The 13,653-nt window shown below is 51.1% G+C and carries 10 protein-coding genes; 9 read left to right on the forward strand and 1 reads right to left on the reverse strand.

Going from position 1 to position 13,653, the window contains the following annotated elements; translation table 11 throughout:
- Positions 1 to 68 precede the first annotated feature (68 nt).
- Positions 69 to 1,241, reverse strand: coding sequence for a TraB/GumN family protein (locus tag I2D94_RS06470; RefSeq protein ID WP_195396044.1), 1,173 nt, complete (start codon positions 1,239 to 1,241; stop codon positions 69 to 71).
- Between the two features lie 131 nt (positions 1,242 to 1,372).
- On the opposite strand from I2D94_RS06470, the gene I2D94_RS06475 reads away from it, so the two are divergent.
- The 9 genes from I2D94_RS06475 (at position 1,373) to I2D94_RS06515 (ending at position 13,390) form a co-directional block, all read left to right on the forward strand.
- A complete protein-coding gene (locus I2D94_RS06475) occupies positions 1,373 to 2,080 on the forward strand; it encodes a hypothetical protein (protein ID WP_072684746.1) in 708 nt (235 codons plus the stop codon).
- Positions 2,081 to 2,344: 264 nt separating this feature from the next.
- Positions 2,345 to 3,955 (forward strand): diadenylate cyclase CdaA, encoded by a 1,611-nt coding sequence (gene cdaA / locus I2D94_RS06480; protein WP_195396045.1) that lies wholly within the window; start codon positions 2,345 to 2,347, stop codon positions 3,953 to 3,955.
- A complete protein-coding gene (locus I2D94_RS06485; RefSeq protein ID WP_072684748.1) occupies positions 3,945 to 5,366 on the forward strand; it encodes a YbbR-like domain-containing protein in 1,422 nt (473 codons plus the stop codon). Before cdaA ends, I2D94_RS06485 begins: the two co-directional genes overlap by 11 nt.
- A complete protein-coding gene (gene glmM, locus I2D94_RS06490; protein WP_195396046.1) occupies positions 5,366 to 6,700 on the forward strand; it encodes a phosphoglucosamine mutase in 1,335 nt (444 codons plus the stop codon). The genes I2D94_RS06485 and glmM overlap by 1 nt, the downstream gene beginning before the upstream one ends.
- 209 nt (positions 6,701 to 6,909) lie before the next feature.
- The gene (locus I2D94_RS06495; RefSeq protein WP_072684750.1) at positions 6,910 to 7,644 is read left to right on the forward strand and encodes a bifunctional 2-polyprenyl-6-hydroxyphenol methylase/3-demethylubiquinol 3-O-methyltransferase UbiG; all 735 of its coding nucleotides are present in this window, start codon (positions 6,910 to 6,912) and stop codon (positions 7,642 to 7,644) included.
- Between the two features lie 99 nt (positions 7,645 to 7,743).
- The gene (locus I2D94_RS06500; RefSeq protein ID WP_072684751.1) at positions 7,744 to 8,403 is read left to right on the forward strand and encodes a response regulator transcription factor; all 660 of its coding nucleotides are present in this window, start codon (positions 7,744 to 7,746) and stop codon (positions 8,401 to 8,403) included.
- Positions 8,404 to 9,825: a HAMP domain-containing sensor histidine kinase gene (locus I2D94_RS06505; protein ID WP_195396047.1), complete on the forward strand. Its 1,422-nt coding sequence runs from the start codon at positions 8,404 to 8,406 to the stop codon at positions 9,823 to 9,825.
- On the forward strand, positions 9,806 to 10,963 hold the full coding sequence (locus I2D94_RS06510) for a hypothetical protein (RefSeq protein ID WP_195396048.1): 1,158 nt from the start codon (positions 9,806 to 9,808) through the stop codon (positions 10,961 to 10,963). The genes I2D94_RS06505 and I2D94_RS06510 overlap by 20 nt, the downstream gene beginning before the upstream one ends.
- A gap of 327 nt (positions 10,964 to 11,290) precedes the next feature.
- Complete coding sequence (locus I2D94_RS06515; RefSeq protein ID WP_195396049.1) at positions 11,291 to 13,390, forward strand: glycerophosphodiester phosphodiesterase; 2,100 nt, start codon at positions 11,291 to 11,293, stop codon at positions 13,388 to 13,390.
- The last annotated feature ends 263 nt before the right edge of the window (positions 13,391 to 13,653 follow it).

A 13,653-nucleotide genomic window follows, 5' to 3' on the forward strand; every position in this document is an offset into this window, starting at 1 on the left:
ACTATTCTTCTATTCGTTCCTTAGTATGGACAGGTGAACTGACCTTCAAACAAAAAAACCGGCTCTTCTCAGAACACGGTTTCCAGAAAAGTTTTGATGATGTCGGTGCCGCCGATGAAGGTGCCCAGCGAGCTGAAGACGTTGGCGAGAATGACGACCAGCAGGATCCGGGTCACGCGGTTTTTCCACATGCCTTTAACGGAATTGACGTCTTCGGTCAGATTTTCAAAATCTTTGACCTTCGGCTTGCGTACCGAGGCTTCGACCAGACCGGCGAACCAGCCGGCGGCCAGCAGCGGATTGAGCGAGGTGATCGGCGCCGCCACAAACGCCGTGAGGATCGACAGCGGATGACCGCCGGCCAGCAGCGTGCCGAGGGCGGATAACGTGCCGTTCCATAAGATCCAGCTTTGGATTTGTTCCCAGCCGGCGCTGTGCGAGCTTAGAAAGGTGGCGCAGACCAGCGCGATGATCGCGATCGGAATGCCCCAGCCGATCACTTTGCCCCAGATCGATTTGGGGGGCAAGGAATCCAATTCGTTCAGATCGGCCAGCTTGCCGCTTTCAATCAAAGCGCTGACGCCCGGAACATGCGCCGCCCCCAGCACGGCGACAACTTTTGGTCCTTTGGCCTGGGCAATTTTTGTGGCGAGATATTGATCACGTTCGTGAATCAGGACATCAGCGACGACCGGGAAGCTGTCGCCGACTTCCTTTAACGCGCTTTCCAGCATATCGCTTTGCTTGAGCTGTTCCAGATCCGCTTCCGTGATGTCTTCGTCGTCAAACAGCGAAAAGAGAATGCTGGTGAGCAGCTTGCATTTCTGCCAGAAGCTGTGCTTGCGCCAGATGCGGGAGAACGTCGTCTGGATCCGCCGGTCTGCCAGCACCAGCTCAGCATTCAGTTCTTTGGCGCTCTGGATGCCCTGCATCATTTCCGCGCCGGCGCTGATGTCCATTTTTTTGGCAATTTTCTTCTGGTACGAGCTTAGAATAATATTAGCGAGCAGAAAACCTGTTTTTTTCTGCTTGATGACCTGTACGATATCAGTTTGTTCCCATTGACCCGGATGCATCAGCGACTGATAGCGATCCTCGTCCAATTCCACGCAGATGCTGTCGGGATGAATTTCCTCAAGCGCCTCCTTGACCTGCTGGGCGCTGACCTTGGAAACGTGCGCCGTGCCGATCAAGGTGATTTCTTTTCCTCCGGTTTGTAGAGTAGTCCATTGTTTTTCCATCAAGCCAACCTCATTTCCCGTCTATTGTACCGCAACCTGTTTGGATTTTCCATCTTTTGAAATTCAAACTGCGGTTTCAGGATAAAAAGTGGATCGCCGAGCATACTTCTGGATAGAAAGGAGCCGCTTTTATGAAACCCCAATCACGGATATTCGACATCCTTTTAGCATTTTGCTGGGTGATGATCGTCGTTACCGGTTCGTTGGCGTTAGGATCCTATTGGAGCCGCCGTCCGGTTTCTTCCCTCCAGCCTCAATCCAGCGCCGCGCCTGCCGCTCCGCTGCTGCCGGAACTATCCCAAGCGCTGCCCGACACCGAGCAGCTGATCAGCCAGCTGACGCAGATTGCCAAAGGTCAGTTTACTGCCAAAGGGACGCAGCTGCTGCAGCTGAACCTGTCGGAACAACAGCTGGGGGAATTATTGAAAACTGCGGTCGGCGATATGCTTTCCGATCCGCAGATCACGCTTGAAAACGGCGATGAAGTAACGATTGAAATGACGGTTAACGATCCCGAAGCGCTCGTGAAGCTGTTTCCCAAGCTGAAAGAGTACAGCGCGCTCTTGACGCTGGCGAAGGGCTGCCGCATTGCGGTGGAAGCCAGGCTGAGTGGTCAGGATGACGTAGTCGCCGTAGAGCTGCAGCGGATCAGTCTGGCCGGGGTGGATCTGCCTTCCACACTGGTGAAATCTACGAATACCGCGGTCAATAAGAACTTAAAAACGATTCTCGATAAAATGGACGGATTGCAGATCAGCGTCCTCGAATTGGAAGATCAGGCCCTTCGCTTTGAGGGCACGGTGCCGCAGACTCTTATATTGCAGGGAAAACAGCCATGATGACACAGACCCTCGACGGATCTGTGTTTTCTTTTTGTGAATTTGCAATTCCTGTTTTCCTTTTAATCAGAAAGATTTCTATCTTCAAATTCAACGGCTGCCCGGCAACCGGCGACGGTTGAAAAAACGCCGATCGGCAACGGCCGTCCTTTTTGCCGGATCGCCTGAAAATGGATGAAACATGCCTGAAGGGTTTCAGGCAATTTCAGTTTTCAAGGCTTTTAGAACTGTGCTATAATAATTCAATGAAAGGAGGATTCACCAATGGTTAATTATTACACTACCATTCAGTCGATCCTGAACTACACGCGGATGTTTTTTGACATCCTGATCATGTGGCTGCTACTCTATTACACAATAAAAATCGTTCGGAATAACTCCCGGACGATTCAGATATTTAAGGGAATTGTCCTGATTCTTGTGATCAAAGCGGTCGCCAACGTCTTCGGCCTGAACACGGTCGGCTGGATTGCCGACATGTTTGTGTCGTGGGGCTTCATCGCCGTCATTATTATTTTCCAGCCGGAAATTCGATCGCTGTTGGAAAAGCTGGGAAAATCCAATGTTTTTTCACGTATTTCCACCCTTTCAGGAAACGAGAAGGAGCATCTGGTCGACGAGCTGGTCAAAGCCGTCATGATTTTGTCCAAGGATCAGACCGGAGCGCTGATTTCATTGGAACAGTCCCATTCCTTAAACGATTATGTCAAAACTGGAACGCCGATGAATTCGATGGTCACCGCCGAACTGCTGACCTCGATTTTTGTGACATCCACGCCGCTGCATGACGGCGCGGTCATCATCCAGGGCGACCGCCTGGCATGCGCCAGCGCATACTTCCCGCCGACCAATCAGGAGCTGCCATCGCGTTACGGCGCGCGGCACCGCGCGGCGATCGGGATCAGTGAAATCACCGATTCCGTAACGATCGTCGTCTCTGAAGAAACCGGCAACATTTCGATTGCCGAGGGCGGACAGATCACGACGGTATCCAAGAAGGAACTGCGCGATTATCTGCTGCGCGTTGTCTGCAACGAGGAAACCGTTGTGCGGGAAAAAACACCAAAGACGCAGACCCGGAAATCCTATTTCGTGATCGACGAACCGCAGTTAGTCGTTGAGAAAGAAATCGAAACGAAAAAGTCAGAAAAAGGCTTGCTGAACAAGATCGCCGTCAAGAAGCAGGACGGCGGGGAAAGCGGCGAAGCGGAGAAAAAGAATGCCGAGCATAAGGGCAATCTGTTCTCCGGGATCTTTAATAAGAAGAAAGACGCGGAAGTTCCGGCAGACCGGCTGAGCGAACTTGAAAAAGAAGAAGAAAACATCAAGCTGCCGAAAAAGAAAAAGAAGAAAGCCCCGTCTTCGTCCATGTTTGAGGAACCGAAAATTCTTGAGCAGCAGATCGCGGCTCAGGAAGCCGAGAAGAAAGCACAGGCTGATGCTGAGATCAAAACTGAGGCCGCCTCGGAAGAACCGGTTCAGGCGGCGGTGACCGAAGTGCTTGAGATTAAAACCGCACAGAGCGAGGATGAAGCCAGAGCTAAGAAAAAGCCGCGGGCCAAAAAGCCAAAGGACGCGGAAGAATCTGCGGAGAACAAGGCGAAGCGCACCCGGAAGAAGGCTGAGGAGAAAGCATCCGAAGATAAAGAAGCCGCGGCCAGAGAAATTGCAGAAATGGAAAACACCGGGAAAGAAAATCCGGAGGTTAAGGTGAATACCACAACCACCGCCGACATCACTGCCGAAAATCAAAATCATTCCCCGATTGATGATGTCAAGCTGGAATTCAGCGCTTCCGAGGAAGTGAACGAACACTCTCTGGAAGAAGCGGTGAACTCCGCCGATCAGGAAGGAAGTGACAAGCATGAAGAATAACGATCCAAGACAGAATCCGCAGATGAAGGATTCTGAATCCAAGCTGGAGCTGGCGAATAAGATTGCCCGTCAAAGCAAGAAAGTAGTCAAGACCTACGCGACGATCGAAGACGGACTGTTTAAAGGCGTGCGCTGGTTAAGCTCCTGGATCGACCGGATCCTGTTTAATCCGCGGTATGGGAAAATCGTTTCGCTGGCGCTGGCCGTACTGTTGTATCTGACGGTCAATTTTACGAACACCAGTTTGTCCAACAACATCCAGAGTGTATTTGAATTGCCTTCCGTGCCGGTCACGATCAACTACAATTCCGATATGTTTGAAATTTCAGGTTTGCCGGGCGAGGTCGCCGCTTACGTCATGGGCGAGATGTCCGACGTCCAGCTGGTCCGCACGCAGAAAAGCTACAGCGTGGTCGCCGATCTTTCCGGTCTGACCGAAGGCACTTATCAGGTGAAGCTGCAGCCGAAGGATTTCTCCGAGCGGGTCAACGTCAAGCTGGAACCGTCGACCGCGATGGTGACGATCAAAAAGAAAGTCACGACGCAATTTGATTTGAGCTATGACTTTATCAATACCGATAAGCTTGATAACATCTATATTCTGGGTGAACCTCAGTTTGAAGCGACAAAGGTGAACGTCCGGGCCGCTTCCGATACGCTTGACAGCATCGCGTTTGTCAAGGCGCTGATCGACGTTTCCGGCAAGACCGCCGACTTTGAACAGGACGCGGTGCTGGTTGCTTATGATCAAACCGGAACTCCGGTCAAAGCGGATATCATCCCAAGCACGGTGAAGGTCAACGTCAAAGTGACATCGCCAAGCAAGGATGTGCCGGTCGCCGTGGAATTGCAGGGCGAAATGCCGCAGGGCAAAGCGATTGAAGAAATTATCTTCGATCATTCATCCGTCAAGATCTACGCGCAGCAGTCCGTATTGGACAAGCTGGACAAGGTTTCCGTTCAGCTGGACGCGACCAAGCTGACCTCCGATACCAAGATGTATCAGACGATCACCTTGCCGACCGGCGTCCGCCAGATCAATCCGGCTCGTGTGAACATGGATATCAAGCTGGGCGACGCCGTATCCAAGACGATCGACAACGTCGCGATCAATGCCATCAACAATACAAACCGCTACAACGTGCAGACTAAAGATGATCAGATCGCGGTCAGCGTTACGGTCTATGGAACGCAGGCGAATGTGGATAAAATCACCGCCGGCGACATTTATGTATACTTTGATATGAAGGACCTGCAGCCGGGCGAGCAGGAAGTCACCTTGCAGGTAAATCAGGATGCAGGGACTTATGTGAAGTACACGCTGCAGCAGGCATCCTTAACCGTCAACGTCACGGATCCAGGCAATTCCGCGGCAGCTGATGACAATGACAGCGATGGAGGAACAAATTAATGGGACGTTATTTTGGAACTGACGGCATCCGAGGCAAGGCCAATGAAACGCTGGACGTACAGCGGGCCTTCCAGGTCGGACGGTATTTGGGCTACTACTTTTCCAGGCAGGGAAAAGGCCGGATTCTGGTAGGCAAGGACACGCGCCTGTCTTCCGGTATGTTTGAAAACGCGATCGCAGCCGGTGCCTCGGCCAGCGGCGCCGATGTGTATTTGTTAGGCTACTGCCCGACGCCAAGCGTGGCGTATCTGGTCAAGCGCGAACAGTTCAGCTGCGGCGTGATGATTTCCGCCAGCCACAATCCGTACTATGACAATGGAATCAAGGTGTTCTCCCAGGCCGGAATTAAGCTGTCCGCTGAAATTGAAGCTCTGGTAGAAGACTATATCGACAATCTGACGGAAATCCCGCTTGTCAGCGGCGAGAAGATCGGCCAGGTCATCCGCTATGACGAAGGTGTGGAGCATTATCTGGACTGGCTGGAATCATTGTTTGATTTCCGGCTTGAACAGTTCCATCTGGCGCTGGATCTGGCCAACGGTTCGGCGACGACGACCGCGGAGAAGCTGCTGCGGCGGATGGGCGCGCACTGCACGGTGATTCACAGCGAGCCCAACGGCGTTAACATCAATACCCAATGCGGTTCCACGCATCCGGAGTCGCTGCAGGAACTGATGAAAAGCGGGATCTTCGATCTGGGACTGGCGTTTGACGGCGATGCAGATCGTTTGATCGCCGTGGATCCGCAAGGCAACCTGATCAATGGAGATTACGTTCTGTATATCTGCGGGAAATATCTGAAAGAAAACGGACATCTGCGCGGGAATACGGTTGTCAGCACAGTCATGGCGAACCTGGGTTTCTTCAAGGCGATGGATCAGCTGGGCATTGCGACGGAATCGACGCAGGTCGGCGATAAATACGTTTATGATTGCATGGTGAAAAACGATTACATGCTTGGCGGTGAACAGTCGGGTCATATCATTTTCAAAGAACATGCGACAACCGGCGACGGCCTGCTGACGGCGCTGAAGCTGTTGGAAGTGATGCACAAAACCGGCAAGAATATCCGGGAGCTGGAGGAAGGACTGAAGATTTATCCGCAGCTTCTGGTCAATGTGCCGGTGAAGGACAAAGAGGCGGCGATGCAGGCGGAACCGATCGTAAACGAAGTTGCGGCGATCAATGAGGAACTGCACGGCAATGGCCGGATTCTCGTTCGTCCTTCAGGCACGGAACCGTTAGTGCGGGTCATGGTCGAAGCGGAAAGCGATGAGCTGTGTCATCATTATGTCTACCGCGTCGTCGATTTGATTGAAAAATCGGGACTGTAAGAGAAATTACGGCAAAGCCGGGAAATGAAAGGGAAGGTGGATTCAGCGGCCTTCCCTTTTTACAAGCTTCCAGCGCTCTCTTTGATTTGATGATGCCATGGCTGCGGGCTTCAGAAAAATATAGCTTTCCGAAGCTGGAAACGATACAATAAAGAAAGATAAGACAGCGGGAGAGTCCGGCTTGTTAATAAAAGAAAGAAGGTATTCCAATGAAAGAGAATCGTTATGATGATCCGGATTTTTTTGAAAAATACAGCCGTATGAGCCGTTCGGAAAAAGGATTGGCGGGCGCCGGGGAATGGCCGGTGCTGCAGGCGATGCTGCCGGATTTCACTTTGAAGCAGGTATTGGATCTGGGCTGCGGTTATGGCTGGCATTGCCGGTACGCGATGGAAAACGGCGCGTCTTCCGTGCTGGGTATTGATCTGTCGGAAAAAATGCTGAATCAGGCGCGAAAAGTGAATCAGCTGGAGGGGATCGAATATCAACAATGTGCACTGGAGGATTATGCTTATCCTGCGGAAATGTTTGACGTCGTCATCAGCTCGCTGACGCTGCATTACATTGAGAATCTGACAGCTTTGTTCCAAAAAGTCGCCCAGACGCTGCGGCGGGGTGGGGAATTCATCTTTTCGATGGAGCATCCGGTCTTTACCGCGGAAGGCAGCCAGCAGTGGCTGGATCAGACTTCTGCCGGCAATCCAGTGTGGCCGGTTACCCGCTACTTTCTGGACGGTCGCCGGGATTCGATCTTTTTAGGTGCAGCGGTTGTGAAATACCATCATTCGCTGACGACGATCGTGCAGGCGCTGCTCGTGAATGACTTTGAACTGGAGGATATCCGTGAGCCTCAGCCGACAGCGGCGCTGATCCGTGAAGTGCCGAAGATGGAGGAAGAATTGCATCGTCCGATGATGATTATTTTCAAAGCGAAGAAACGGTAGCCGCCGCCTTCGTTTTCTTTTTTTATCCTGATTCCTGTTCGGGGTTTCGTGGATTTCCCAGCTTAAATTTGATACAATGGAAACGTGGGGTGAGATGCAGTGAAGAAAGTAATAGCGATTGTAGAAGATGAAAAAGATCTCAATGAACTGGTCAAGCGGTATCTGGAAAAGGAAGGCTATGAAGTCCGATCTTATTTGACTTACGAGGAAGCTTCCGCCCATACCTCGGACGACGACGTACATTGCTGGATTCTGGATATTATGCTCGACGATAAAAGCGGTTTTGATCTGATTGAAGAAATCCGGATGCAGTCTCCGGAGGTGCCGGTCGTATTCATGTCGGCGCGCGATAAAGAATTTGACCGGATTATCGGTCTGGAAAAAGGCAGCGACGATTACATCACCAAGCCATTCTCGCCGAAGGAACTTGTGCTGCGCATTAACAACATCATGAAGCGGACATATAAGGAAGATGCCAACCGGATTGTGATTGATGGGTATGAAATTGACGAAGCGCAGCGGCTGGTATTTGAGAAGGGCCGGGAGCTGGATTTGACGACCAAGGAATTCGACCTGTTGATGCTGTTTGTAAAAAACAAAGGCACCGCCTTTCTGCGGGAACAGATTCTTGAACAGGTGTGGGATGTAAACTATTTCGGTTCCGATCGGGTTGTGGACGACACGCTGCGGCGGCTGCGCAAGAAGATGCCGAATCTGAGTATCCATACGATCTACGGCTTCGGCTACCGGCTCGGATAAATGAAGCGCCTGCGCATTTGGCTCAAGGAGCTGTCGCTGTCTCAGCAGCTGCTGACGCTGATCTTTCTGGTCGTTACCGTCTTCACCGTATTCTTCTTCGTCTATCTGTCGGAGAGCGTGAATGAATTTGTTGAAAAACAGATGTACAGCATGCTGCACCGCGCCCAGAACAATATCGCCTTCAACTATTCGATGGATATGGACATCGAAGAAATCGCTGAAAATACCGATCCCAGCATCATCCATTTATTTTATGATAAGGAAACCCGCCAATTTTCCAAAATTGGGACAATGACGTTGGATCCGCAGCTGACCTCTCATCTGCTGGAAGAAGCTGACGGTTTAGCTCAGGAGGTGGCGGACCGCGCCTATGTGCAGGACCGCAAGACGTATTTCTATTCGTTGGTGAGACTGGATTCTCATACAATTTTAATCTCACTGATGAGCGACAGCTACCGCAGCGATTTTAAAAACATGCTGCTCAACAGCGTGATCAATCTCAACGTGCTCGTTGTGTCGCTGTTGTTTGTCTGCCTGATGTTGTGGATCAGTTCCTTGATCCATCCGCTGAATCAGATCCGCAATTATATCGAAAAGGTCAGCCGCGGCGAAGACGCCGAGCTGCATATCGAGCGCCGTGATGAGATCGGCCAGGTGGCCCAGGCGTTAGTTGCGATGAAGGATGAACTGGATAAACAGGAGAAAATCAAGGAAGAAATGATCCAGAATATATCGCATGATCTGAAAACGCCGATCGCGACGATCAAGTCGTACGGCGAAAGCATCAAAGACGGAATTTATCCGTATGAGACGCTGGAAAAGAGCGTCGACGTTATCATCGAGCACGCCGATCGTCTGGAAAAAAAGGTTTACAGCCTGATCATGCTGAACAAGCTGGGTTACCTGACTGACGATGGCATGGCCGGGGATAAGCTGGACATGAGTTCGGTGATCAACAAAGCGATTTTGTCTTTAAAAGTCATCCGGCCGGAGCTGGCGATCACAACCCATCTGGAAAAGATTTATTTCCATGGCGAGGAGGATCCGTGGCGGGTTGTCGTCGAGAATCTGCTGGATAACTCTATCCGTTATGCTACCCATGAGATTGTCATTACCTTAAATGAAAAAGAACTGACAGTCGCTAACGATGGACCGTTAATGAGCGAGGAACGGCTGAACAAGCTGTTTAAACCGTATGAAAAAGGAACGGATGGCAAATTCGGCCTTGGCTTGTCGATCGTCTACCGCGTCTGCACGACCTACGGATATCGGGCAGAGGCAGAGAATCTCAACAATGGCGTTATCTTTAGAATCTCCCGACCGGGCGGACTGAAACGTGAAAAGCCGCGGAAGCTGGAAGGGAAATTCAAGGGAAAAAAGGAGAAAATCCGGGAGGAAAAGAATGAAAATTCAAACAGTTAAACTCAACATCAATCCCCGCGAGCCGATCCGGGCGGCGGGCTTTGCGCAGCAGGTCGCACCTTTGGATACTGTGCGCGATCCATTGTTTGCGCGCGTCCTTGTGCTGGAACAAAATGGCTGCCGCTATGTGCATGCCGCATTGGACTCGCTGCAGGCGCCGATTGCGTTAGTCAATGAGGTCCGCGAACGTCTCGAACAAGCCTGGGGATTACCGACCCATGTGATCATTAGTGGAACGCACACCCATTTTGCACCGGATATGCGCGTGGAAAGCTATCGCAATCAGGTTCGCGATCAGTTGTGCGAAGCCTTGATTCCCTTGACGCTGCGGGAAGCGGAGCTGACGTGCAGCTATGTGAGGGAGCCGTTTACCCAAGTCGGCCAGAGCCGGATCAGTCACTGGTCGACCGATCAGATTTTTGCGCATGCGCTGTGCTTCTATGAAGGGGACAGACGGATTGCTTCCTTGCTGATCTATAACTGCCATCCTACTTCATTAAATGGGGACACGCCGTTTTTCACCTCGGAATATCCCGGTTATGCGATGCGTCAGCTGGACGCGAAGTATCCGGGCGAGTTCTTCTCCTTCTTACAATCTGCGGCCGGCGACGTCAGCACCCGCTTTACCCGGAAGGAACAGACCCCGGCCCAGATGGAACACTTCGGCGCGGTTATGGCGGAAGAGTTTGAGCGGCTGTTAGCCCGGCCCGCTCAGAAATACCCGGTGGAACTGGATTATGCCGAACGTGTCGTTGAGCTGAAGCATGAGCTGAAAGATCCGGCAGATCTGGTGATTCCGGATTATTACAGCGAGCGGGAGCGGATTACGCTGCAGTATGGCATTGAACGGAGTAAGGAGAACCTGGCTCATCCGGAGAAACTGCGGCATCAGACGACATTCACAGCGTTGAAAATCGGCCCGTTCCGGTTGATCTTCAGTGAATTTGAGCTGTTCAGCGAGTACAATACCGCGACCCTTCCTGGCCGCAGCGCCCTGATCTGTTATTCCCAGGGGTACAGTCACTATGTCGCGGGTCCGTCGTTTGACGGCATGACCTATGAATCACTGCAGGATACGCTGAGCGCAGATACCCGCCGCGCGTTTTTGGACGTAATCCGTCAGCTTTCAGAAAATTAATCAATTCAAAACTTGGATCCGGGTTTGACATTGGGAGCGCACCGCAAAAATCAGGATTCAGAAAACAGTCATCCAGGAGTGAAGGGCTTCAGGATGAACGATATGATTTCCGATTCGATCACAGTGCTCAATTAAGCCGAGAACGTCAGTTTTTAAACAAACTGGCGTTTTTGTTTTTAATTCGATCCAATCGAAACTTGATGCCCCACTTCTATATTAACTTTGTCCTGTCGCATCAAGGAAGCTGCCGATTGCAAATTTCAGGCAAACAGGAAAGGGGTGGGAAATTTCGTGGTATAATAAAACGGTTTAAAGGAGAATATGACCATGCGTAAGAAGGGAAAATGGTTGGGAAAACTCGTGCAATTTGAACTTTTGTATCGGGTTTGTTTATATTTGTTCGTCAACCCGCTGCTCAGTCAGCTGCTGCGGTTATATTTAAGCCGGGCGCGGTCGGGAATGACGTTTAATTCAGATATTATCTTGCGTTTTTTATCCTTGCCAGGGATTTTATTAGCTTTATTTTACATGCTTGTGGGTACCGGGCTGATTGTTTTTGAATTCAGCGTGATCCTGCATTTAATCGATAAAGGCCAGCGGAATGAAGAACTGTCGATCCGCGAAGCCTGCCGTCAGTCGCTGTTTTCATTGAAAGGAATCCGCAGCTTTCAATTACCGTTGTGCACACTGTATTATGCTTTATTTTTGCCAGCCGTGCACCTGGTATATATCAATGCGCTGATTCCGCGGCTGCGGGTGCCGGAATTTGTGATTGGTGAATTGCGAATGACAGCTTCCGGCCGCCTGTTGATCGGCGCTTTCTGGCTCTGTCTGTACGGCCTCGGGATTTTCTTCCTGTTTGTCCCAATCTTGATGATCTATCGCCGCTTAAAGCTGAGTCAGGCTGTGCAGGAGAACATCAGATTGTGGAAACATCTGACGATCAGAGAACGGGGACAACTGGCAGTGGGGTGTGGTCTGTGGTTTCTGGCAGAGTACCTTGTCGTTGATTTCCTGCCGAAAGCGTTGCTGATCAACTCTGATTTTAACCGGTACTTTTTAAAAAATCTGATTTTATCGCCGACATTCCGGCATTATCTGCTGCAATCGGTTCTGATTCAGCTGGCGTTCTTTTTGATGAGCTTAAGTTTTTTCTATTCTTTAGTCCGCATGGTGCGCAGGCTTGGCGTGGAGATGATCGAAGAAGAGCCGGAAAGCGAGAATGTGGAAAAACTGAATGAGGCGGTATCCCGGGTGCGCGGGGTCACTGCGGCAGGCATACGGAAAGTGAAGTCCCATGCCGGTCTGCCACGTTGGCTGCGCCGGCATCCGTGGATCTGCGGGCTGCCGCTGATTCTTGTTTTCTGCTTTGGTCTCTTCGAAATCTTCCCTGATTTTATAACGTTCCTGCTGCCGATCAGCCTGGTTGTCAGCGCGCTGTATCTTTTGGGAGCGCTGGCGACGAAGCTGCGCCCGCAGTCGGCGGGGAAACTGAATTGGGTTTATGTCAGAGTCCATAGTTGGCTGAGCCGGCGGCGGGTCTATCAGCGACATCCCTGGATGGTGCGGGTTCTGCTGCTCTTGATGGTCATGTACAGTGCCGATCTCTATCTGCGGCCGCTGTCGCGTGAACATCAGCCGTGGGCGATCGGACATCGTGGATCAGCTTATGCGATTGAGAATACGATTGAAGCTGTGCGGCAGGCAGCGATCGCGCATGCCGATTATGCTGAAATTGACGTTCAGCTCAGTGCCGACGGCATCCCTGTCGTTTATCACGATCCCACTTTGACGCGGTTGAGCGGTGTGAATAAAAAAGTAGAAGAGCTGACGGCGGAGCAGCTGCAGTCGCTGACGCTTCGTACCGAAGGTCAGTATATCAAAGGAAAAATTCCAACACTGCGGCAGATGATTCAGACGATGAAGACCTGGGAAGGGGAAACCGGTCTGCTGATCGAACTGAAACCGGTTAACGGCAATCAGGCGGAACTAGTTGAAAAAGTGATTGAAGTGGTAGAAAGCGAGAATTTTGCGGCACGTTCCATCTTCATGTCGCTGGATTATGAAGCCGTACAAAGCTTACAGCGCCAGCGGCCGCAGTGGTGGATTGGGTATTGCGTTTATGGAACAGCCGGAGAGATGGATTATCGAATCTGGAATTGGAATATCGACTTTCTGGCGGTTGAGGAAAGTCAGATTTCCGTCAGCTTTCTGGAACAGGCCGGCCGCGCCTGGATGCCGATCTATGTCTGGACGGTAGACGATTACAATAAGATGAGCAATTATCTCGATATGGGCGTCAGCGGCCTGATCACAAATTACCCGGATCTGGCACGGGAGGAAGCGGACGCTTACATGGATCGCTATCCGCAATATTACCAATACCAGGGCAGGGGATACCCGATCTACGATTGGGAATCGGAATAAGCGGCAGGACTGCGCAGGGGAAGACATGATTGGAGAACGAGGATCATTTGATTAACGTGCCAGACGGCCATCTGAAGAGCAGTGAAGGCAAGAGACGGCAGGAAAAGAGCGTTTATTTGAATTCTTATTGAAAAATAGAAAACAGGCATAAAAGACAGCGCAATCAGAGCGTGAACCGGACTCAAATCAAATTGAGCATTCCGGGATCTCGGGAGCAGATGTCTTTATTTTCTGGGATTGGACAGGGGGAAAATCAGGTTTTA

Source organism: Holdemania sp. 1001302B_160321_E10 (assembly GCF_015552275.1).
Lineage (GTDB): Bacteria > Bacillota_I > Bacilli_A > Erysipelotrichales > Erysipelotrichaceae > Holdemania.